A 24,053-nucleotide genomic window follows, 5' to 3' on the forward strand; every position below is an offset into this window, starting at 1 on the left:
CGGCCTCCGGTGGAGGTCGCTTTTTGTATGTCAAATAATTCTTTACGTACTACATCTCATTTAAAGATGATTATCGTTTCGGTACTGTGTTCTGCTATCTCATAACATTATAACAATTATTATCATAAAATAATAATAGAATGTATAACTTAGTGCCCGAATATTAAATTATAATTAATGAAAAAAAATTACACGATGAAAGTCAGGGTTCCTAAGCGGCTACTGGCTTTACACACCTGGGCTTTCTTGCTTTTGTGTGCAATTCTCGGAAACGGGCTCACGGCACAGGTAAGCACGTACACGTTTTCGCAAACTACCAGTACATACACCGAAATTACAGGTGGCACTGTGCTGGCTACTGCTACAGGCAATACTGCTGCCACAAGTTTGGACACGGGAGTCTTTGCCGTGGTTCCGTCTTTCACATTCATGTATAACGGAAGTCCGGTTACAAACATTAATATGTCTGCAAATGGCTTTATAACCTTTGGCGCCACGCCGCCGGATGCCTCAACCGCGACTCCTGTTTCAGGTACCATAGCATACGACGGTGCCGCTTCTCCTTTTAGCCGAAATATTAGTTCTGTCTTTGATATTGCAGGACAAACAGGTGAAATGCGTTGGCAAACTGTGGGTACTGCACCAAACAGGGAAATGGTTTTTCAATGGAAGAACTTCCGTCCTACACAAAGTACTTCTACTACCAGTGTTTACACATTGTCATTTCAGGTAAGGCTTAAAGAATCTAGTAATGAGATCAGTTTTGTGTATTCAAACGGTGGGTACATCGTTGGCGGAACATCATCAATCAGCGGAACCTTACAGATTGGCTTGAGGGGCGCTTCCAACGCGGACTATATTAACCGTACAAATTCTACAAGCATAAAATTTGTAAATTCTACGGATGGAACAGCAAACAGCAGTACACAGGCTTTTAATACACTTAACGATCCTCCCGGAATGCCGTCAGACGGTTTAACCTACAACTGGTTACCTCCTACATGCTTCCTGCCGCTGGCACCGTTTACATACAATGCAACTACTGTGAACTCCACAGGCTTAAGCTGGACCGCACCTGGTGTTGCTCCGGCAGCGGGTTATGAGGTTTATTACAGCACAACAAATACGGCACCTACATCATCAACAGTTCTTGACGCATCAAATTCTGTAATTGTACCTGCTGGAGCACCGTCAGCTGCAATTACGGGTCTTGCTACTGCCACTCAGTATTTTGTTTGGATTAGATCCAGATGCAGCAGTTCCGACACTACTGCATGGGTTTCTGCAGGTAGTTTCAGTACGTTGTGTAATTCTTTTACAGTTCCATATTCTGAAAATTTTGATTCTACACCGGTAGGTACAACTACCAATAACAATGCACCAAACTGCTGGAAATACCTGGAACCTGCCGGATGGCCAGGATATGGCTACGTTTACTCCACTGCAAACTTCAGTGCTCCAAACAGCTATTACATCTACTCTACAAATACCACAGGAGGTGGTATGTTGGTTTCGCCGCCTACTTCCAATCTTATGAACGGCCTTAACAGGGTTCGCTTTATGGCCAGTGCAGGTGGTGCCAATTATTTTATGGAAGTGGGAACACTTTCGGATCCAAATGATCCAAGCACATTTACGGCGATTGGTTCTCCTATCAATTTGGGACCAACAAGTAGTGCTTGGGATGAGTATGCGGTATATATTCCAGCCGGTACCAACCAGTATCTGGCTTTCAGGCATCCCGGGCAGACCGGCTCTGGTACCTCAATTCGTATTGACGACATCTTTGTGGAGGTGACTCCTGCATGTGACAGGCCTGATAATCTGGCTGTTACCGGCTTCACAGCAAATTCTGTCTCGCTGGCTTGGGTCGCTCCAGTTGTTACCAGCCCGCAAAATTATACAGTTTATTACAGCACCAGCAATGTGGCACCTACAGCTTCAACTGTACTTGATGTTAACAACTCATTAACAGTGAGTGGGCTATCTGCCACAGTGCCAGCACTGAATGCCAATACAACCTATTATTTCTGGGTGAGGTCCAATTGTGCGGGATCCGATGTAAGTACTTGGACTAATACGGTGGTGAGTGGTTATACCGGATACTGTATTCCTGCAACAGGTACCACCACAACACGTTATGTAGAAACAATAACTACAACAGGTGGGATGACCAACCTAAATTACTCTGCATCATCATACACCCCGTATGTAGATCAGTCTGCAAATACCTTCTCTACATATCCTTCCGGAACTATCAATTATTCGATTGATGCCTCTACAACATCAAGTACCTATTATTATATTTGGGTAGACTGGAATAATGACCTGGATTTTGAAGATGCCGGAGAAAAAGTGTTGGGAACTGGTTCAGTTGCTACAGCTGTCGGTGCTTTAACTATTCCCTCTACAACTCCCTTAGGTACTTACAGAGTACGTGTGGCCGCCGCTACAGCATCTACAATCGGTGCCTGTGGTACACCTGCAAATGGTAGTTATGTAGATTTTACTCTTGTCGTAGTCGCTCCAACAGGATGCATTGCGCCAAGCAACTTCACGGTATCTAATGAAACTTCTAATACCGCACAGGTTTCGTGGACTGCTTCTGTAACTCCGCCAGCAAACGGTTACGAAGTCTATTACAGCACTGTGAATACCGCTCCAACAGCAGCTACCATTCTGGATGCATCCAATTCGGTAGCTAGTACTACAACTAGCGCAACGGTTAGCGGTCTGGCTCCAAGTACTGTATATTACATTTGGATAAGGTCCAAATGTTCTGGTTCGGATTTTAGTGTATGGTCGGGTGGAATCTCATTCACAACCTTGTGTGCACCGTTTACTGCACCTTTTACTGAATCTTTCAGTTCCAGTGCCGTTCCTAACTGTTGGTCCAATGTAAACCCTACAACGACCTCAACGAGTACCAGCGCGTTCTGGAAATTTTCGGGAGCTCCTGAATATGGTGCTTCCATCGTAAACAGTGTGAAACCTGCAGGAACATTCGCATGGGTAGATGCCAGTACACCTTATACAGGTGAGCATACAGTACAGCTTATAACTCCTCAAATTAACCTTGCTGGACTAACGGCACCATATCTTCAGTTTGAATGGTATAAGAACCATCTTACATCTGCTACAGGCACTACTGTACCGGCGTATGATAATAACAAGCTTCTTGTACATATTTCTTCCGATGGAACAACCTGGACGGAAGTATTTGCTGATGACACGAACTCCAGTGTATGGCGGACAGTTGGAATCGCAATTCCATCATCTTTTGTAGGTAGTACAATTCAGGTCCGTTTTACTGTGGATAAAGATGTTGCCGGAAATGGATATTTCTATGATGACCTTCTGCTGGATGAGGTAGCTGTTATACAGAACCCAAATCTTGCCACAACTGAAGTGATTAGCCAGGCTGATGATATAAAAGTTTATCCTAATCCGTTTACGGATCTGGTGAATATTTCTGACGTGAAAGACCTGAAATCAGTATCAGTTATCGATATGTCCGGAAGACTGGTGAAGACCATCGCCAACCCGGGCAGGCAGATTAACCTGTCTGAGCTGAAATCCGGTCTGTATATCCTGAAACTGGATTATAAAGACGGAACTGCAAAAACAGTGAAAGCTGTTAAAAAGTAGTAACTTAAATAATTTTTTGGAGGGCAGCTTTACGGCTGCCTTTTTTGTGCACTGTAATTTGAACAATTGTTTACTTTTTAATAAAAAGGTTTTAATACATTGTTTTACGTAATGAAATACACAAATTGCATTAAAATGTTTTATGTTGGTAAAAATGATGTACATTTACGCTAATTTTAAAAACAATTTATTATGAAGAAAATTTTACTGATGTGTCTTCTGTCAATAGTGGGCACATTCGCTAAAGCACAGAACGACTGTGCTACGGCAATTCCGATTACCGCAATTCCTTTTTCAAGTGGTGCTCAAACCACATGTGGAAAAGTGAACGATTTTCCTGCGGGAAGCTACGCCAACGCTAACTATGGTGCAGGCGAGGATTTTGTATATTCCATTAATATCACGAATGCTCCTACAACTTTGAATTTGGCTTTGGGGGGTTCCGCAACATGGAAAATTGCTTCTGTTCACTCGGCATGTGCACCTACACCAGCTAACAGCGTAGGAAATGTGACCACAAGTTCTGCAAGTTCCGGTTCCGGTGTAATTAACATTCCAACAAACGGTACGTACTATATCATCGTTGATACCTGGCCCACTCCAGACTGCGGTAGTTTCACACTTGATATCACTCAGGGGCCACCGCCGCCAAACTGCGGAACGCTTACGGGGCCGGCCAATGGAAGTACTGTCACAACGCTAACCCCTACGTTAAGCTGGACCGCTCCTGCCTCAGGTGTACCGCCAACCGGATACAAGGTATACCTGGGGACCACCAATCCGCCCACAACTTTGGTTTCAACAGTTACCGCACCGGCCACAACCTATACAGCCAGTCTTACTCAATATAATACGCAGTACTACTGGTATATTGTGCCTACTAATGGAGGTGCCGATGCGTTGGGTTGCGATGCTGTAATCTGGTCATTTACAAGTCCTGCAGCACCTGCGGCACCTGCCAATGATGATTGTGCGAATGCGGTTATGCTTACCGCTAATACCGGTGCAACATGTGCAACGCCCGTAAGCGGTACTACACTGGGAGCCACGGAATCAATGCCGGCAGGCGCTTGCGGCGGTACACCTAATGATGATGTTTGGTATTCGTTTGTAGCTACGGGCACTACCCACATTGTTACCCTTTCAAACGTTGTCTCGGTGGGTAATCCTTCCACAACTGATATGTATTTTCAGGTACTGAGCGGAGCCTGCGGTTCAACAACCAGTTTACTCTGTTCGGATCCTAACACGGGTACTGTGACGGGCCTCACTGTTGGAAATACCTATTATATCAGGGTATATACATATTCAGGCACACAAACAGCAGCAGCCTCTTTTGATATCTGTGTAACCAGTCCGCCACCTCCACCGGCAAACGATGACTGTGCTGGTGCAGTTACCCTTACGGTAAATCCCGATTATTTATGTGCATCGTTTGCTTCGGGTACAACAGTCAACGCAACTGCTTCTACTGAAACTGCACCGTCATGTGTTGCTACAGGGACCAATGATGATGTTTGGTTTAAATTTACAGCCACCGGTACGGGGCACAGAATTACATTATCCAACGTTTCAGGCAGCACCGATATGGCAATGGCTATTTATAGTGGTGCCTGTGGTTCCCTTGTACAGGTAGTCTGCAGTGATCCAAATACGTTAAATGCTACGGGACTCACAGCTGGTACTACCTATTATGTTCGGGTGTGGACCAATTCTACATCTGCAACCACAAGGGCCTCGTTTGATATCTGTGTAGGGACACAGCCACCGGTGCCGGCCAATGATGACTGCTCCGCAGCGGTTGTACTTACACCGAGTTCAACAGGTGTGTGTGCAAATCCGGTGTCTGGTAGTACCGCCAGTGCCAGTGCAAGTACAGGTACAACACCTACATGTTCAGCTACGGGTATAAATGATGATGTTTGGTATTCATTCACTGCTACATCCACAACACATTTGGTAAATGTAATTTACTCCGATAACGCTACCACTACGCAGGTTTATTCCGGTTCATGCGGAAGCTTGACAGCCGTAGCCTGCTTTGCCGGGAATTACGGAAATTCCAATGTCCTGCTTACTACATTGACCGTAGGACAAACCTATTATGTCAGAGTTTTTTCTTCAACAAGTACAGCAGCTACCACTTCTAATTTTACTATTTGTGTAACGACGCCTGAAGTGCCGGCAAATGATTCCTGCAGCACCGCTATTGCGATTGCTCCAAACGGAAGTGTGACAGGTACTAATGCGCTGGCAACGGCCGACACGCTGCCTACCTCTACTTGCGGAAGTACTGGATCAACAGCTAGTTATAACGGTGTTTGGTATACGGTTACTTCACAGGTATCCGGTCCTATTACCATCAGTGCATGCGGGACACAGTTTGATGCTTATATGAGAGTTTATACCGGTGATTGCAGCACTTTAACCTGTGTGGCTAATACATCAGGTGTGGGGTATGCTGACGCTGGTTGTCCTGGTATTAACAATGCTCCGACTGTGACGTTTAATGCTACAGCGGGAACTACTTATTATGTCCTGCTAACCGGATACTCCGCAACACAGTTTGGTACTTATACAATTTCTACCTCAGGTACGTTGGGTACTTCAAATGTGGTAGCTGAAACAGATAAAGCTTCTGTGTATCCGAATCCGTTTACTGATATCGTTAATATATCGGATGCGAAGGATCTGAAATCATTAACTGTAGTTGATATGTCCGGAAGAATGGTGAAAACAATAGCCAATCCTGGAAGACAGATCAATCTGAGTGAACTGAAAGCCGGACTTTATATCCTGAAACTGGATTATAAAAATGGAACTTCCAAAACTGTGAAAGCCATTAAAAAGTAAACAGTTATCTAATCAATAGAAAAGGCTGTCTCACCAACCGGTGGGACAGTTTTTTTATACCTCTATCCTTCAGGCAATCACATTAACATGACTGCACTGAAAGCCTTATATTATAATAGGGGTTAATGATGGTGATGTGAGAATGCTGCGAGAACGTTGACAGCAGTTCTAATTTACCTCCTGATTTTTTTTGAAGATTAGATAAACGGTGTCCATCTTCAACAAATTTGATTTTGTCCTGTGTAAATCTATTTCGCAACAATTATGCTGACTGTTTAATTACCTTTTGATTTAATGTGCTTTTTTTTATCTATAATATATTAAAATTTTATAAATTAGCCCTAACCTTATAAATCATAAATTATGAAGAAAGTACTACTATCATGCTTTTTGTCCCTCGGGCTCGGAGCATCGGCGCAAACCTACTGTGTGCCCGCATTTGCAAGTGGATGTGCGGACGGAGATCAAATTAACAGTTTCTCCATCCCCTCCGCTGGATTCAGTCATCTTAACACGGGTTGTTCCAATGCCGCTTATGGAGATTTCAGTGCTACCCAGACCGTCACTCTGCAGGCCTCACTACCTTACAATTTTACGGTGGATCATGGTTACAGCGGTCAGTATGTAAGTATCTGGGCAGATTTTAACAATGACGGGACCTTTGATCCTGCTTCTGAACTTATAGGTTCAGGATCAAGTGGGTCCGGATTACAGACGGCTTCCACAATTACAGTTCCTGCGGGAACCCCGGTGGGTACTTACAGAATGCGCGTAGCCGACCGTTGGAATACTGCACCGATACCATGTAACACAGATGGTTATGGTGAAGCACATGACTATACACTGGCTGTAACACCACCGCCTAGCTGTACAATTCCAACGGCGGCAAGCACAACCGTAATATCCTCATCTTCACTGCAGGTATCGTTCACGGCTCCTCCAACTGCTCCGGCTCTGGGATATGACATTTATTACAATACAACGAATGTTGCTCCTACAGCGACTACCTCACCAATATTAAATGTGCCGTCATCACCCGGCCTGATTCCGTCTCTTTCCCCAGCCACAACCTATTATGTGTGGATCCGCTCCAACTGTTCAGCAGCAGACAAGAGTATATGGGTGGCGGCAGGTTCTGCAGTAACGTCATGTGTCGCATTTGCAGCTCCGTTTTACGAAGCATTCAGTTCGGGTACATTGCCTAACTGCTGGACAAATATCAATCCGACTACCACTTCCACCAGTACCAATGCTTTCTGGAAGTTTGCAGGGAACCCTGAGTATGGTGCAAGCCCGGTGAATAACGGTAGGACAGCAGGTACATTTGCCTGGGTGGATGCAAGTTCACCGTACCTGGGAGAACATCAGGTTCAGCTCATCTCTCCTCAAATCAATTTGACAGGACTTACCAATCCTTATATACAGTTTGAATGGTATAAGAATCACCTTACGTCAGCTACAGGAACACTGCCACCTTATGATAATAACAAGCTTACGGTACACGTAACCAGCGACGGAACCACCTGGAACCAGATATTTACAGCTGATACCAATTCAAGTAACTGGAGACTTGAGGGAATTCCACTTGGAACGGCATATTCGGGAGCTACCATCCGTATTAGATTCACCGTGGATAAAGATGCTGCAGGAAACGGTTATTTTTATGATGACCTTCTCCTGGACGAGGTACGTGTGATGGAAACGCCAACCTGTGTACAACCTACGGGTGTAGCTGTATCTAACGTTACCAGTTTCACCGCTGATTTCGTATGGAATGCAACCTCTCCGGTGCCGGCAAACGGGTATGACTTTTATTACAGTGCAACCAACACTGCTCCTACAGCAGCTACAGTGCCAACAGCCACTGGTCTTACGACACCTGCATACCAGTTAACCGGTTTATTGCCGTCAACCACGTATTATGTTTGGGTGAGATCAAAATGTTCGTCCAGTGCTCAGAGTCTTTGGGCGGCGGGACCTTCATTTACCACCGTGTCTTTCTGTCCTGTGGTCACTGCACCGGCTAACGCCCTTAGCGGAGTCTCTATCACGCCAACAATCACGTGGAATGCAATGCCGGGTGCAACCTCCTATATTATCACCATGGGAACCACTTCCGGCGGGACCGATGTCCTGAATGCCGTTAATGTTGGCAATGTAACTTCCTATACACTACCTACAGCACTTGCAAACAGCACCACCTATTATTATACGGTGAATGCAACTAACGGTACTGTACTTTCGCAGTCCTGTACAGTGAGAACTTTCACTACAGCTTGCGCTGCTATCCAGCCTAACTATACCAATAACTTTAATACAGTACCCGGTAACTGCTGGTTAATTGCGGCCGGTGGTTCCCCGGCTTCGGGACCTGCACCTGGTGCAACTGTAAGCTATAACTGGAGATCTGAAGCCTTCCTGTTGGGTAACGGAGGCACAGGTGGTGCAGCACTGAATCTTTATTATTTTGACCGTGCCGGATGGCTTATCAGCCCAACTTTTGATTTGTCTGGTGCAGGTACGCATACGATGACCTTCAATTATGGCGTTACAGAATATTACGGTTCAGATCCGATTGCGATGGGTTCCGATGATGTGGTGAATGTACTTATATCCACTGATAACGGTGCTACATGGACTATTATTGAGGATTTCACTTTTGTGGACAATATCAGCAACACCTCCAATACCTTTACTTATACCGTTCCGGCAGCGCAGGCTACCGCGCAGGTGAAGTTCGCTATTTTTGGTACCGACGGTACAGTGGATGATGCTGAAGACTATGATTTCCATGTTGATAATTTTGCGGTAACGACCGGTGCACTTTCAACTTCAGAAATCGCAGCTCAGAGCAGTGAAGTGAGGGTTTATCCAAATCCATTTACCGATGTTGTTAACATTGCCGATGCCAAGGACCTGAAATCTGTTTCTGTTATTGATATGTCCGGTAGATTGGTAAAATCAATCAGTAATCCGGGAAGACAAGTTAATTTGTCTGAGCTGAAATCGGGACTGTATATTTTGAAGCTTGACTTTAAAGACGGTTCTTCAAAGTCAGTGAAAGCAATTAAAAAGTAGAAATTCATAAATGTAAGCGGCCAAATCTGGCCGCTTTTTTTTATGGATGAGACGATAATTATTTTTGCTTTCCCTTGTGTATTGCTGGCATTTAGCAATAAATACAGGTGCCCTAACCGCAGCACCTGCTAACACTACTCGAAATGACCTTTATTATTATTTTTATAACTGGCAACTTTCTTCAAAGTGTGAATCTGCTTTGCAGGAAGTCGTTGCCACACTGGATACAAGTCCCAACTGCAGCATGAGTGTAACCGATGTAGCAGCTGCACCCGTTTCAATAGCGATAAGTCCGAATCCGATGGCAGATCTTGCCACTATCAGTACAAAACCTGATGTTATTAAGGTGGAATTCTACTCAATGACTGGTAGCCTGGTACTGTCCGAGAGTGGCAGAAAAATCAACGCAGTTGATGTTCGAAGACTGATACCCGGGAATTATGTGGCGGTACTTACCCTACAGGATGGTACCCAGTATTCCCGAAAAGTGATTAAGAAGTAAAATTCAGATGAAATATACAAACATCAGCCTCGTTAACGGGGCTGTTTCCTGTTTCATACAGGTACAAACGGATTTGCTTTTAATAGTGTATTTCATTGGGCGAACGACGCTAAAAAGCATAATTGGTAAATAGTCCTAAAGTGCGCAGGGCAGTATTTGGTTTTATTGGTTGCCCAGATATCTTTCAGGAATGCTAGTTTTTTCGCCGCAGCGCTTGCAGTAGTTGGCATCATCATCTATATCATCATTCATGCATCTGCTGCACACTTTTTCAAAATTCTGCCTCTTGTTGCGCATTTCAGCGGTCACAATGCCCGTAGGAACAGCAATGATGGAATAACCGGCCAACATAAGAAGTATGGCAAACAGTTTTCCAAGTGGAGTAGTGGGCGAAACATCGCCGTAACCTACGGTGGTCACAGTTACTACCGCCCAGTAAATGCTCTGCGGAATACTTTCAAAACCTTCTTTATGACCTTCCACCATATACATCATGGAACCTACAATTACGGAAAATATCATCAGGAAGAGCAGGAAGATGTAGATTTTACGTGAGCTGTTCTTTAAAGCACGTACAATGAGATAGCCGTCATTCATAAAATCGAGCAGGTTCAGAATCCTGAAAATACGCAGGATGCGCAGCATTCGGATAATCAGGAAAAACTTGGTTACGGGCAGTAAAAGACTCAGGAAAAAAGGCAGAATGGCCAGCAGGTCTATGATTCCGAAGAAACTGAAGATGTATTTACGTTTGTTGCGGATGGTGATGATCCTTAAAATGTACTCTGCGGTGAAGAAAAGCGAGATGGTCCACTCCAGAACAATGAAGAGTGTATGAAACTGAAGGTCAAAGGAAGGCACACTCTCCAACATAACGATGAAGGTGCTCAGGAAAATCAGGATGAGCAGGCAAATATCAAACATCTTACCCAAAGGGGTGTCTGCGCGGTAGATAATCCTGAACAGCTGCCGCTTCCACTTTTTTCTTTCCGGAATGAAATCGTGCTCCTTTTCAATGGCGTGATGCGGCTCCATAGGGTTCTGTTTGGAATTATTCCTTATTTTCGTTACAAACTTAATGAAATGAACTTAAAGGAGGTGGTTTTTGAAATTGAAAATACATTTTCAATGAAGCAGGCAGAAGACTTTGATAATGTGGGCCTGCTCTGCGGTAACCCGGAACGTGAAATTACCGGCATTCTGGTATGTCATGACGCGCTGGAAAAGGTGGTGGATGAAGCTGTTGCTTGCTCTGCCAACCTGATTGTGACCTTTCACCCCATTATTTTTTCAGGACTGAAATCTCTGACCGGTAAAAACTATGTTGAGCGGGCAGTTCTGAAGGCTGTCGAAAGTAAAATTGCCATCTATGCCATTCATACTGCATTTGACAATGATTATTACGGGGTGAACTTCGGGATTTGCAAACGACTCGGACTTTCGGATCAAAAGATACTGCTGCCCAAAAGAGAAAACCTCAAAACGCTGGAAGTCATGGTTCCGGCAGACGATGCAGAGGCTCTTCGCGAGGCCCTTTTTTCAGCGGGTGCCGGCGGTATCGGTTTCTATGACCAGTGCAGTTTCAGTCATGGCGGTACAGGTACCTTCCGGCCTCTAGCAGGTTCGGACCCTTACTCAGGGAAGCAGGGCGAGCGCAGTAAGGCAGACGAGGAAAAAGTTTCAGTTGTTTTTGAAGCTTATAAACAGAACCGGATCCTGAGGGCGATGAAAGAGGCGCATCCTTATGAAGAGGTGGCCTATAATATTATCCGGCTGGATAATGAGAATCCCTATTCCGGACTGGGGCGCTACGGCGATCTTCCTGAACCTTTGGCTCCGGCCGATTTCCTGAAACTGGTGAAAGAAAAATTCAGCCTGGAAGTAATCCGTCACAGCGCTCAGCTTCCACAAGCCATCAGAAGGGTAGGAGTGCTGGGTGGCAGTGGTGCTTCAGGAATTGATGCTGCGATAGCCGCGGGGTGTGACGCTTACCTAACCGGCGATGTGAAGTACCACGATTTCTTTAAGGCCGAGGATAAAATGATGATCTGTGATATCGGCCATTATGAATCGGAACAGTTTGTAACTCAACAATTATTTGAGATTTTGTCGGAAAAATTTCCTAAATTTGCAGTCTCAAAATCAACCGGGAATACCAATCCTGTTAATTACTTTTTATAATATATGGCTAAGAAAAACGTAGAAATTTCTGTTGAAGAAAAATTAAGGGCGCTGTATGACCTGCAGATTATTGATTCCAGATTAGACGATATTCGCAATACCAGAGGCGAACTTCCTATTGAAGTGGAGGATCTGGAAATTGAGATTGAAGGCTTGGAAAAAAGGGCAGAGAAATTTCAGGCTGAGATTAAGGAGCAGAACGACGAGATCAATACCAAAAGGGAAGTGATTAACCATGCCAATTCCCTGATAGAAAAATACAAATCGCAGCAGGACAACGTACGCAACAACAAGGAATTTGAATCTCTGGATAAGGAGATCGAATTTCAGGAACTTGAAATCCAGCTGGCGGAAAAAAGAATAAATGAGTTTGAGGCCAAGATCTCCCACAAAAATGAAACTCTGGATGAGCTGAATGCTAAAATTGAGCAGTTGAAGAACCACCTGAAATTCAAGAAGGAAGAGCTTGAGAACCTAGTAGCCGAAACCCAGAAAGAGGAGGATTTCCTGGTTGAAAAATCTGCCGAGTTTTCCAAGAAGATTGATGAGCGTCTGCTGGCTTCATATAACAGGATCCGTTCCAATTCGACCACCGGTCTTGCGGTAGTTGGTCTGGAAAGAGGTGCTCCAAAGGGATCGTTCTTCACCGTTCCGCCACAGAAGCAGATGGAGATTGCACAGCGTAAGAAAATTATCATAGACGAGCATTCCGGGAAAATCCTGATTGACGATGAAATGGTAAATGAAGAAAACGAAAAGATGAAGGAGATCATCAAGTTTTAAGGTTACTTTACGAAATATATAAAATCCGATTCAGTACTGAGTCGGATTTTTTTGTTCGATAGCTTTTTAGGAGGGTGATTTGCCTGCATTAGCAATGTCATCATTTCCCGTTTCGCCTTCATAATTTAGCGAAAAGCATCGCCGGGGCTCTGCGACTGTAAACATTTGTATTATAAGGACCTGTGCTCTTATTGCTCTACCAAGCAGTTGAGTTATCGAGGCGATGCGAAATCTAATGAGATATAGATATTCTGCATTGCGCAAGGAAATGTTCATATAGGATCAGAGGCAAAAAATCCGACTCCATGGGCGTGGAGCCGGATTATTCCAATTTTATTAATGATCAGTTATCTGTCGCCATCATGTCCGTACATCCTGTTGTACAGGGTTAAGAAACGTTCCCTGATGGCTTTTCGTTTAAGTTTTAAAGTGGGTGTAAGCAGGCCGTCATCTATGGACCAGACTTCAGGAGTAAGCTCAAAGCGCTTAATCTGCTCCCAGCTTCCCAACTTGGTGTTCAGGTAGTCTATTTCCTTACCGATCCGTTCTCTAAGTTCGCGGCTTTGTGCAATCTCTTCCGGGGTGGAGCCAATATCCAGTTTATGACGCTCGGCCCAGTGTCTGGCAAAATTAAAATCCGGCTGAACAAAAGCGCAGGGCATTTTTTCGCCATCGCCCACCACCATAATCTGTTCTATGAATTTAGAAGCCTTGGCCTGGTTTTCAATAACCTGCGGTGCGATATACTTACCGCCGGATGTCTTGAACATTTCCTTTTTACGGTCCGTGATTTTCAGGAAACCTTCACTGTCTATGTGTCCGATGTCGCCGGTACGGAAAAAGCCGTCTTCCGTAAAAGCTTCACGGGTCATCTCTTCGTTCTTAAAATAACCTTTGAAAACGGAAGGTCCCTTTACGGTAATTTCACCATCTTCCTGAATCTTTACTTCCAGATTGTCCAGCACATGTCCTACGGTTCCGATTTTCATTCTCTCAAATGAATTCACCGAAATAACAGGCGAAGTTTCTGTCAGTCCGTATCCTTCCAGAATAGGAATTCCGGCATTCTGGAACATTTTGTTGAGCCTTTCCGAAAGTGCCGCCGAACCCGAAACCAGTGTAATGATGTTACCGCCCAAACCTTCTCTCCATTTGGAAAATACAAGTTTGTCCGCAATGATTTCCTTAAGACCGGAGGGTTTTCCGATGCCTTTCTTATTTTTGTTAACGCCCAGAGCCCAAAGGAATATTTTTGATTTAAGTCCGCCTGCACTGGTTCCTTTGTCATAAATCCTGTCATAGACCTTCTCAATAAGTCGCGGTACCACACTCATATAATGAGGTTTCACCTCTTTGATATTGTCGCCCATCTTTTCAATGCTCTCTGCGAAGTAGATGCTGAAACCATTGTACTGGAAAAGGTAGAAAAGCATCCTTTCGAAAATATGGCAGATGGGCAGGAAACTCAGCACGCGTGCATCATGGTAATCCAGTTTTCTGTCGCGCGGAATCCTTTTGTCGGAGGCCAGCACATTGGACACAATATTCAGGTGAGTAAGCATTACACCTTTTGGTTTTCCGGTCGTACCGGAGGTGTAAATTATCGTGGCCAGGTCTTCGGGATTTATTGTTGCGGACAGGTCAGTTACCTCACTTTGGTTTGCTTCGTCGCTGCCCAGGTCCAGCACTTCCTGCCAGTTAGCCGCACCTTCAATACTGTCGAAGGTGAAGATACCCTGCAGTGACGGTACACCGGGCCTGGCTGTCTTCACCTTGGTCAGCAGGTCGCGGTCTGATACAAAGCAGTATTTTACTTCCGCATCGTTAAAAATGTATACATAGTCCTCCGCCGAAATAGTAGGATAAACAGGCACGCTGATGGCACCGATTTGAGAGATCCCGAGGTCCATAACGGCCCATTCCGTACGTGAGGCTGTGGTGATAAGCGCAATCTTGTCGCCGGGTTTAATACCGAGCTTAAGTAACCCGCGCGAAATGCGGTTGCCCAGGTTGATGTATTCCTGAGAGGAGGTCTTTTTCCATTCACCATCATATTTAGTGACAAACATATCCTCCTTCGGGAAATTCTTCAGGGCATGGTGCGCAATATCAAATAATCTTCTTATAGACATACGGTGTTTTTTTTGTTAAAAATTCAATCCTATGGGTAAATGTAGCTATTTTCCGTGAAATTAACAACACGAAACAAATTTCCGTTTTGCAGCAAAAAACCGTAAATTTGCGCGCAAACAAAAATGTATTATGAACTTTAATTTATCAGAAGAGCATCTAATGATACAGCAGGCAGCCAGAGATTTTGCACAGGCTGAACTGCTGCCTGGTGTTATCGAAAGGGATAATGCTCAGAAATTTCCGCACGAACAGGTTAAGAAAATGGGGGAACTCGGTTTTCTTGGCATGATGGTGGACCCAAAATACGGCGGAGCAGGGATGGACAGTATTTCCTACGTTTTGGCCATGGAGGAGATTGCAAAAGTGGATGCTTCTGCAGCTGTAGTAATGTCCGTAAATAACTCTCTGGTATGTGCCGGTCTGGAAAAATACTGCAACGAGGAGCAGAAAATGAAGTATCTGCAACCGCTTGCCAGTGGCGAAGTGATCGGTGCCTTTGCCCTTTCAGAGCCCGAAGCCGGGTCGGATGCCACTTCCCAGAAAACTACCGCGGTAGATATGGGTGATCATTATGTCCTGAACGGAACCAAGAACTGGATTACAAACGGTGGTAATGCCACTTATTATATCGTTATCGCACAAACCGATCCTGAGAAAAAGCATAAGGGAATTAACGCCTTTATCGTAGAAAAAGGTTGGGAAGGTTTCGAAATAGGTCCTAAGGAAGATAAACTCGGAATTCGCGGCAGTGATACGCACTCCCTTCTTTTTACCGATGTTAAAGTTCCAAAGGAAAACAGAATCGGTGAGGATGGATTTGGATTCAACTTTGCAATGGGTGTACTGAACGGCGGCCGTATCGGTATTGCTTCCCAGGCTTTGGGTATTGCTTCCGGTGCGTATGAACTGGCACTGAAATATGCTAAGGAGAGAAAAGCTTTCGGTACAGAGATCATTAACCACCAGGCTATTGCCTTCAAACTTGCTGATATGGCAACGCAGATCACTGCCGCCAGGATGCTGTGCCTTAAAGCTGCTGCTGAAAAGGACGAAGGTAAAGATATCGGTGAAAGCGGCGCGATGGCAAAGCTGTATGCTTCTCAGGTTGCAATGGATACCACCATTGAAGCCGTGCAGATCCATGGTGGATACGGTTACGTGAAAGAATACCATGTAGAACGTATGATGCGTGATGCGAAGATTACCCAGATTTACGAAGGAACTTCTGAAATCCAGCGCATCGTGATCTCCAGAAGCATTGCAAAGAAATAACTGATTAAAAGTCAGTCCTGAAAATAAATTTATAACCACAAAAATGGCCGAGTATCAGTTTGAAGAAAAAAAAGGCAGTTACGGAAAGATCCTTTTCTGGGTACTGCTTGTACTGTTCCTTTTCGGAGGTGTATTCATCTGGTATAAATACTATTTTGTATTTGGAGAAGGAGTGAAATCCGGTTACCTGAACTATGTGGTGAAGAAAGGTTATGTCTTCAAAACTTATGAGGGTAAGATTATACAGGAAGGTTTTGGTAAAGGCCGGACCGGAGCGCTTACCAGTTATGAGTTTGAATTTTCTGTAGATGATCCCAAAGTTTTTAAACAACTCGAGGAAAACAGCGGAAAACATTTTGACCTTCATTATAAGGAGTACAACGGAGCCATTCCATGGCGTGGTAATACCAGATACGTGGTGGACAGGATTGTCAACATGAAATAACAGCAGCCCCTCCGAGATATCGGAGGGATTTTTTTAAATGATAACGATGAAAGAATACTTTTTAAAACGTGAAGGCGTAATACGGCTTCTGTCTTTGATTGCCATTACTGTGTCTGTATTCCTGGATGAACCGGTGCTTAAAGTTGGCTTACTGGTTCTTGGAATAGGCGGGCTGATCACCCTGGCCTGGTACCGTAAGCAAAAGGTTACTTTGATTATTTTCTGTGTCCTTTTCGTAGCTACATTAGCCGTTTATTACCTAAAATCAATTGGCACAATCTGATTATATTATTGCTTAACTTTAACAAATCTTAACAGAAGCTTTGCATTATTGTTGTTCATCCCTCTTAAATAAACAATTAAAAGATGAACAATCAAAGATTAGCCGGTCTGTGGATCGATACCGAAAAAGCAATTGTAGCCAAAAATCATGATGCGCAATCCGCGTCTGAATTTTTTCTCTGCAATCCCGTGAAGCATGAAATTCAGCATGGAAACTCAAATGAGCATACCGGCAATAACGCTGAGCAAACCAATAAGCGAAAGTATTTCAAGGAAATAGCGGAATTGCTTGTAAACACAGAAAAAGTTTTGATTACAGGACCCGGAACAATTCAGGAGGAACTCAAAAGCCATCTTCTTTCCACTCCGGAATTTAAAGATCTGGATATTACACTTCAGACTTCGCAGCAGATGGGTGAGCAGCAGGTTCTGGAAGCAGTAAAATCACATTATGGAAATTAATTTTTCTTCTTTTTTTGCAGAAATCCCCTGAGCAATAGCTCAGGGGATTTTTGTTAGTGAGTTGTATACTTTAATTATATTGACAAATATTATTTGGGGCGGTACTTCTCATAAGGATCTTTACCGTTTTGATCTTCCGCCGGTGGATTAACTTCTTCGGCCTTCTTTTCCGGATGAGTTTCAATAAATTCCTCCTGCGGGACTTCTTCCACGTAAGGTGAAGCGGTTTCCTCGAATTTTTTATTCCGGTTTCGGCCACGCATAAAATACCAGATTATCGCTCCGATTACGGCCACGGGCCAAAAAGGCAACAGTGCCAGCAGGACTTTGCCTAATACATCAAATCCTTTCATAAATGCACCCGACGCGCTTTCCTCACTTTTCTCCGCGGAACTCTCCGGTCCGGTTTCCGTCAGGATATCGCTCATGCCCTCCTGCTTTTTTTCTCTAAGAATAAACTCCAGGCTGGATATACGGTTCGGGTCGTAATCTGTGCCGGTGCTTTCTACGCTTCGGGTGGTTAGTGTACCCAGCCTTTCAGGTAAGTGGGTGGCGGCTTCGTCAAAATATTGAGTCGGAATCTGAATGTGGATCACCTGCTTCCGGTCACCGTTGATATCTTCAAATTTTTCCGAAACAATATTGCCATCAAACCTCCTTAACGCCAGCGCCAGGTCGTCGCGTGAATTGCTGAGGTCGTACACTGTAACCTCCATCACACCGCTTTTGGTTACGGGATTTGAAATAACGGGTGCTGGTGCAGCCACCGGCGGCTCTGCAGTATTATCGTCCGGAATGACAGATTTTCCCTCCGCCTTCTCCTCATTCTTTTCAGGTTGTGTACTTTGTCTTGCCGATTTTGAGACCTTGTCAATGGTTTTGGAAATGGTGGAAAGAACATCAATAGGGCTTGAGGTCTCTTTCAGAACTCTGCCGGCAGAATCCACAGTCTTAAGAACTTCCGAACCCTTCTGGATATCCCTTCTGGCATTTTTAAGCACGGCGTTCAGCGAGTCCAGGCTTTTCGCATTCTCCTGAATCACTTTGCCCACACTTTCCTTGGTTTTTTCTATTTCCGGAACGACAATTTTGTTAAATTTTGCCGTATCTCTCACGATTTTCGAAATGGAATCCAGCGTTCGCACGCCGTCATTGGCACGCGTAAAGAGGCTGTCGGCACTTTTTATTGTATCACTGGTTTGCTGCATCTCCGATTTGGAGCAGGAAATCACCGCTGTTCCCAAAGCGAGTGCATATAGTAAGTTTTTCATTTATAACAAATAACGGATGCGGTCAATCAAAATGTATTCCTAAGTTAAGTACTAAGTAAATATCATATTTACACAGTTTAACTTAGACCATCTTGCTTACTTTCAAGTTCTGCGGCATTAAGACTGAAAAGTATTAAAATATCAAATACAACAACGTCAGTGGATTTTTACAAATCAGCATATTGATAAATTACCAAAACCATCCACCAACCACCGTCCACCATTCACTAAATCCTCTCCTCCTTAATCTCCTCCACAATCTCGGGGTTCAGAAGGGTAGAAGTGTCTCCAAAATTCGCAAAGTCACCCTCCGCAATTTTCCTTAAAATCCTCCGCATAATTTTGCCCGAACGTGTTTTTGGTAGAGCGCTTACAAACTGGATCTTGTCCAGCTTCGCAATCGGTCCTACGGTATCACTTATTACCTGGTTGATTTCCTTTCTCAGGTTGTCGCGGTCACGGCTCTCGCCCACATCTTTTAATATGACATAGCCGTAAAGCGCGCTGCCTTTTATATCGTGCGGATAACCCACAATCGCCGATTCGGCCACCGCCGGATGCTGGTTAATGCTGTCCTCAATCGGTGCGGTGCCAAGGTTGTGTCCGGACACGATAATGACATCGTCTACACGTCCGGTAATCCTGTAGTAGCCTACCTCATCCCGCAGGGCGCCGTCGCCGGTGAAGTATTTTCCCGGAAAAGCGGTAAAGTAAGTCTCCTTATACCGCTGATGGTCACCCCAAATCGTCCTTGCAATTCCGGGCCACGGAAAACGGATACAGAGGTTGCCGTCCACCTGATTTCCGGTAATTTCATTGCGTTTGTCATCCATCAGAACGGGCTGAATTCCCGGAAGTGGAAGCGTGGCGTAAGTGGGTTTGGTTGGCGTTACAAATGGTATCGGCGAAATCATAATACCGCCGGTCTCGGTTTGCCACCAGGTATCTACAATAGGGCATTTCTTTTTGCCCACATGGTCGTTGTACCAGTGCCAGGCTTCGTCGTTGATGGGTTCGCCCACGGACCCGATAATGCGCAGGCTGGAAAGGTCGTGCTTCTCCACCCATTCGTATGATTCCTTGGCCAAAGAACGTATCGCAGTTGGAGCCGTATAAAACTGAGTAACTTTGTGTTTTTCAATTACTTCCCAGAAACGGTCCGGTTCCGGATACGTTGGTACGCCTTCAAAAATTACCGTCGTAGCACCGTTTGCAAGTGGTCCGTAAAGGATGTAGGAATGTCCTGTAATCCAGCCAATGTCCGCAGTACACCAGTACACATCATTTTCCCGGTAATTGAATACATTTTTAAAGGTATATGCAGTATAAACCATGTAACCCGCCGTGGTGTGCAGCATGCCTTTCGGTTTGCCGGTTGAGCCAGAAGTATATAGGATGAACAGCGGGTCTTCAGCATCCATAATCACCGAAATGAAATCCGACGGCGCCTTTAAATAGAGGGGTTCCAGCCAAAGGTCGCGGCCTTCCTTCATATTAACTTCTCCGCCGGTACGTTTTACAACAAGGACTTTTTCAACGGTTGGACAGCTTTCAGCGGCTTCATCTATGATACCTTTCAGGTCAATGGCTTTACTGCCGCGGTAGCTTCCGTCTGAACAGATTATCATTTTGGCTTCACAGTCATTTACCCGCGAAGATACCGCCGACGCCGAAAAACCTGCAAAAATCACCGAATGCACGGCTCCCAGTCTGGCGCAGGCCAGCATCGTAACGGCCAGTTCGGGAATCATAGGCAGATAGATACATACCCGGTCGCCCTTTTCTATTCCCTGGTCGCGAAGCACATTGGCCATTTTGCACACCCTTTCCCTCAGTTCGGCATAAGAGATATGCTGTGCGGCCTCGGCGGGGTCGTTGGGCTCCCAAATAATGGCGGTCTTGTCGCCGCGGCTGTTCAGGTGCCGGTCTATGCAGTTTTTGGTGATGTTGAGTTTGGCATTTTTAAACCATTTTATTTTAGCTTCATTCATGTCATATTCCACTACCTTATTCCAGCGCTGGTACCACACAAAGTTCTCATCCGCTATTTTGTCCCAGAATTTCTTTGGGTTTTTAATTGATTTTTTATACTGTTTAAAGTAGTCCGGTAGGTCATCTATAAAATAATTTTTCATGTTCGCCTTTATATTGATTAATTTTTAGGAGCTTTTTCCTGCTTTCCGCTGCAATTCCTCGTCCCGTCCTTCAGACGGGACTGCGGGATTTCCGCTGCAATCAGGGCTGGTAACGGTGTGGCATGCTTAGAAAATTCAGGAGCCTAAATTTAGTATAAATATCAAAGTGAGCCGGTTTTCTTCTCAACTTTATTACAGTCAGGTTACATTTTTAAGGATTTAATACAGGCACAGAAAATATTGTTTGAACCGCCGAATCGATTATTGGTCATTTTACCTGCTGAATTTGCAGTTCCTAAAAATATTCCTATCTTTGCAGCTAATGAAAAGAATATTTCCATTAGACGATTTACACAAAGGCAGCGATGCCGGTAACTACCATATTTATTTTATTTAACGAAGTCCTTTGGGCTTCGTTTTTTTTTGACCTTAACTTACAAAACCATGCTTACAACCACAGACTTAACGGTAGAAAAGATCAATTCTTTACTGAAAACCGCGGAAGATTTTGCTGCCGGCAAAACACTGAAGGCGGTGGATGAGATTTATGTCTCCAATCTATTTTTTGAAGACAGTACCCGTACAAAAACGAGTTTTGATATCGCGCAGCGCAGGCTGGGACTGCATGTGGTACCTTTTGATGTAACCTCCAGTTCCGTGAACAAAGGCGAATCCCTGTACGATACGGTACGCACTTTGGAAAGTCTGGGTGTTAACCTAGCCGTGATCCGCCATGGGAAAGACAAGTATTACGAAGAGCTGAAAAATGTGAAGCTGACGGTTATAAACGGTGGCGACGGAAGCGGAAATCATCCTACGCAAACCATCCTGGACCTGATGACCATCCACCAGGAGTTCGGAAAGTTCAAAGGTCTGAAAGTAGGTATCGTGGGCGATGTAAAACACAGCCGCGTGGCCAACTCAAATGCTGAGGCGCTCCGTAAACTCGGTGCCAAAGTTTATTTCTCCGGACCCGAGAAGTGGTTTGACGAGGGGACCATCATCAACGGAACCTACCTGTCTATAGATGATCTTGTAAAAGAAGTGGATGTCCTTATGCTGCTGCGCATACAGCACGAAAGACACGGCGAGAAGATGAAGATCTCCCTGGAATCCTACCACAGGAAATTCGGCCTTACCACTGAACGTGTAAAAACCATGAAGGAGGGTGCCATCATCATGCATCCTGCGCCTATCAACCGCGGAGTTGAAATCGCCGATGAACTTGTGGAAAGTGAGCGTTCGCGGATTTTCAAACAAATGGAAAACGGCGTGTATGCGCGCATGGCCATCCTGAAGGAAGCGCTGGAAGAGAAAGGGTTTAAGTTTAAATAGAAATCAGATTTCAGATCTTAGATGTCAGATGTCAGTTTTGAGATGTCGGATGTCAGCAGTCTGATATGAAGGTTTAAAATAAGCAGTAATAAGAGTTTTTCAGTCTGAAATCTGAAGTCTGAAATCTCACATCTAAATAAAAATGAAAAAGAAATTGATATTAGAATCAGGGGAGGTGTTTCACGGAACCGGTTTCGGGGCTGACCTGGAAACGGCCGGCGAGGTAGTCTTCAACACCGGAATGACCGGCTATCAGGAACTGATTTCCGATCCGTCCTACTGCGGCCAGATCGTATGTATGACCTATCCGCTTATCGGAAACTACGGTATCAACCGCGACGACTACGAAAGTATTGAACCAGCGATCAAAGGTCTCATCGTAAAGGAACTTTGTGACCTTCCGTCCAACTTCCGTAACCAGCTTACCCTGGACGAGCTTTTTGCTAAGAAAGACCTGTCGGGAATCAGTGGTATCGATACGCGACGTCTTACCCGCATCCTGAGAAGCAAAGGGGTGCTTAAAGGTAAGATTGTGAGCGCTGATGCCGATGAACAGTCGGTAATTGAAAGCCTTAAAAACACCACTTTCCCAACAGATCAGGTGGCCAGCGTTTCTACCAAGACCGCCTACGCAAGTCCCGGCCGCGGATTGAAAGTGGTACTGGTAGACTTCGGTTCCAAGTTGGGCATCCTGCGCGAACTTACGCAGCGTGACTGCGATGTAACCGTAGTGTCCCAGGACGTAACTGCCGAAGAAATCCTGCTTATGAACCCGGACGGGGTCATGCTTTCCAACGGTCCCGGCGACCCGGAAGATGTGAAAGGTGCTTCAGAACTGATCAACGGACTTTTGGGTAAAGTGCCGATTTTCGGGATATGTCTTGGCCACCAGCTTATTGCGCTGGCCTGTGGTGCCAAAACCTTCAAACTGAAGTTTGGTCACCGCGGCGGAAACCACCCTGTACTGGACCTTCAGAAAAACAAAGTGGCCATTACCTCCCAGAACCACGGCTACGCTGTAGATCAGGAATCCCTGAAAAATACTGATTTGGAAGAAACCCATATCGCCCTGAACGACAGAACCAACGAAGGATTGAAACACAAGATCCACCCCTGCTTCTCGGTACAGTACCACCCTGAAGCCAGCCCCGGCCCGGAAGATGCCAATTATCTGTTTGATGAGTTCCTTGAGTTGATGCATGTCTTTAAGAACCAAGAGCCAAGAACCAGGAATCAAGATTATGCATAATTTTGAGAAATTGGTTTTTTGGCAAAAGTCTATTGGCTTTGCAAAAAAGATTTATTTAATCTCCCAGAATATTTCATCAGATGAAAGATTTGGTTTGATTTCTCAAATGAAACGTGCTGCCATCTCAATCCCTTCAAATATTGCGGAAGGCTCGGGTAGAAACAGCAACAGGGAGTTCAATCATTTCCTCTCAATTTCATTAGGCTCTGCCTTTGAGCTCCAGACCCAAATCATTTTGGCCAAAGAACTCGAATTACTCAACTTAGAAACAGCAAATGAACTTTTGGAAGATTTATCAGCAATTCAAAAAATGATTTATTCCTTCAAAAATAACCTTCAATTAAAGTCTTGAATCTTGGCTCTTGGTTCTTGGCTCTTAGCTCTTGAATCTGACATCTGACATCTAACATCTGAAATCTTGAAT

17 protein-coding genes are annotated in these 24,053 nt (G+C 44.8%); 13 read left to right on the forward strand and 4 right to left on the reverse strand.

All coding sequences use genetic code 11. From position 1 onward, the window contains the following. Positions 1 to 177: 177 nt before the first annotated feature. From P0M11_RS02675 to P0M11_RS02690, 4 genes are all read left to right on the forward strand, one after another. A complete protein-coding gene (locus P0M11_RS02675; protein ID WP_275624333.1) occupies positions 178 to 3,648 on the forward strand; it encodes a fibronectin type III domain-containing protein in 3,471 nt (1,156 codons plus the stop codon). A 192-nt stretch (positions 3,649 to 3,840) separates the two neighbouring features. Beyond that, positions 3,841 to 6,501 (forward strand): T9SS type A sorting domain-containing protein, encoded by a 2,661-nt coding sequence (locus P0M11_RS02680; protein WP_275624334.1) that lies wholly within the window; start codon positions 3,841 to 3,843, stop codon positions 6,499 to 6,501. 363 nt (positions 6,502 to 6,864) lie between these two features. After that, positions 6,865 to 9,579 (forward strand): GEVED domain-containing protein, encoded by a 2,715-nt coding sequence (locus P0M11_RS02685; protein ID WP_275624335.1) that lies wholly within the window; start codon positions 6,865 to 6,867, stop codon positions 9,577 to 9,579. A 199-nt stretch (positions 9,580 to 9,778) separates the two neighbouring features. Continuing rightward, positions 9,779 to 10,081: a T9SS type A sorting domain-containing protein gene (locus tag P0M11_RS02690; protein ID WP_275624336.1), complete on the forward strand. Its 303-nt coding sequence runs from the start codon at positions 9,779 to 9,781 to the stop codon at positions 10,079 to 10,081. A gap of 162 nt (positions 10,082 to 10,243) precedes the next feature. Here P0M11_RS02690 and P0M11_RS02695 read toward each other — a convergent pair whose 3' ends face one another. Continuing rightward, positions 10,244 to 11,116: an ion transporter gene (locus P0M11_RS02695; RefSeq protein WP_275624337.1), complete on the reverse strand. Its 873-nt coding sequence runs from the start codon at positions 11,114 to 11,116 to the stop codon at positions 10,244 to 10,246. Between the two features lie 48 nt (positions 11,117 to 11,164). Between P0M11_RS02695 and P0M11_RS02700 the strand changes: the two genes are divergently transcribed. After that, the gene (locus P0M11_RS02700) at positions 11,165 to 12,262 is read left to right on the forward strand and encodes a Nif3-like dinuclear metal center hexameric protein (protein WP_275624338.1); all 1,098 of its coding nucleotides are present in this window, start codon (positions 11,165 to 11,167) and stop codon (positions 12,260 to 12,262) included. A 3-nt stretch (positions 12,263 to 12,265) separates the two neighbouring features. Then, complete coding sequence (locus tag P0M11_RS02705; protein ID WP_158064489.1) at positions 12,266 to 13,045, forward strand: hypothetical protein; 780 nt, start codon at positions 12,266 to 12,268, stop codon at positions 13,043 to 13,045. 347 nt (positions 13,046 to 13,392) lie between these two features. Here P0M11_RS02705 and P0M11_RS02710 read toward each other — a convergent pair whose 3' ends face one another. Next, positions 13,393 to 15,177 (reverse strand): long-chain fatty acid--CoA ligase, encoded by a 1,785-nt coding sequence (locus P0M11_RS02710; protein WP_275624339.1) that lies wholly within the window; start codon positions 15,175 to 15,177, stop codon positions 13,393 to 13,395. Between the two features lie 130 nt (positions 15,178 to 15,307). Here P0M11_RS02710 and P0M11_RS02715 point away from each other — a divergent pair, with 130 nt between their 5' ends. The 4 genes from P0M11_RS02715 to P0M11_RS02730 all read left to right on the forward strand — a co-directional run bounded on the left by P0M11_RS02715 (position 15,308) and on the right by P0M11_RS02730 (position 17,639). Then, positions 15,308 to 16,450, forward strand: a complete 1,143-nt coding sequence (locus P0M11_RS02715) for an acyl-CoA dehydrogenase (protein WP_275624340.1) — start codon at positions 15,308 to 15,310, stop codon at positions 16,448 to 16,450. Positions 16,451 to 16,493: 43 nt separating this feature from the next. Continuing rightward, positions 16,494 to 16,895 carry a hypothetical protein gene (locus P0M11_RS02720; RefSeq protein WP_187695223.1) on the forward strand — a complete coding sequence of 134 codons (402 nt, stop codon included), beginning with the start codon at positions 16,494 to 16,496 and terminating at the stop codon, positions 16,893 to 16,895. A 46-nt stretch (positions 16,896 to 16,941) separates the two neighbouring features. After that, on the forward strand, positions 16,942 to 17,178 hold the full coding sequence (locus P0M11_RS02725) for a hypothetical protein (RefSeq protein ID WP_275624341.1): 237 nt from the start codon (positions 16,942 to 16,944) through the stop codon (positions 17,176 to 17,178). 83 nt (positions 17,179 to 17,261) lie between these two features. Continuing rightward, positions 17,262 to 17,639: a hypothetical protein gene (locus tag P0M11_RS02730; protein ID WP_275624342.1), complete on the forward strand. Its 378-nt coding sequence runs from the start codon at positions 17,262 to 17,264 to the stop codon at positions 17,637 to 17,639. Between the two features lie 89 nt (positions 17,640 to 17,728). On the opposite strand, the gene P0M11_RS02735 is transcribed toward P0M11_RS02730, so the two are convergent. Both P0M11_RS02735 and acs read right to left on the reverse strand, forming a co-directional pair. Beyond that, positions 17,729 to 18,910, reverse strand: a complete 1,182-nt coding sequence (locus P0M11_RS02735) for a hypothetical protein (protein ID WP_275624343.1) — start codon at positions 18,908 to 18,910, stop codon at positions 17,729 to 17,731. Positions 18,911 to 19,137: 227 nt separating this feature from the next. Then, the gene (gene acs / locus P0M11_RS02740; protein ID WP_275624344.1) at positions 19,138 to 21,045 is read right to left on the reverse strand and encodes an acetate--CoA ligase; all 1,908 of its coding nucleotides are present in this window, start codon (positions 21,043 to 21,045) and stop codon (positions 19,138 to 19,140) included. Positions 21,046 to 21,489: 444 nt separating this feature from the next. Between acs and P0M11_RS02745 the strand changes: the two genes are divergently transcribed. The 3 genes from P0M11_RS02745 to P0M11_RS02755 all read left to right on the forward strand — a co-directional run bounded on the left by P0M11_RS02745 (position 21,490) and on the right by P0M11_RS02755 (position 23,981). Beyond that, positions 21,490 to 22,380 carry an aspartate carbamoyltransferase catalytic subunit gene (locus P0M11_RS02745; RefSeq protein WP_275624345.1) on the forward strand — a complete coding sequence of 297 codons (891 nt, stop codon included), beginning with the start codon at positions 21,490 to 21,492 and terminating at the stop codon, positions 22,378 to 22,380. Positions 22,381 to 22,522: 142 nt separating this feature from the next. Beyond that, on the forward strand, positions 22,523 to 23,629 hold the full coding sequence (locus P0M11_RS02750; RefSeq protein ID WP_275624346.1) for a carbamoyl phosphate synthase small subunit: 1,107 nt from the start codon (positions 22,523 to 22,525) through the stop codon (positions 23,627 to 23,629). Beyond that, a complete protein-coding gene (locus P0M11_RS02755; protein ID WP_275624347.1) occupies positions 23,622 to 23,981 on the forward strand; it encodes a four helix bundle protein in 360 nt (119 codons plus the stop codon). Before P0M11_RS02750 ends, P0M11_RS02755 begins: the two co-directional genes overlap by 8 nt. The last annotated feature ends 72 nt before the right edge of the window (positions 23,982 to 24,053 follow it).

This window comes from Kaistella sp. PBT33-4 (genome assembly GCF_029194425.1).
Lineage (GTDB): Bacteria > Bacteroidota > Bacteroidia > Flavobacteriales > Weeksellaceae > Marnyiella.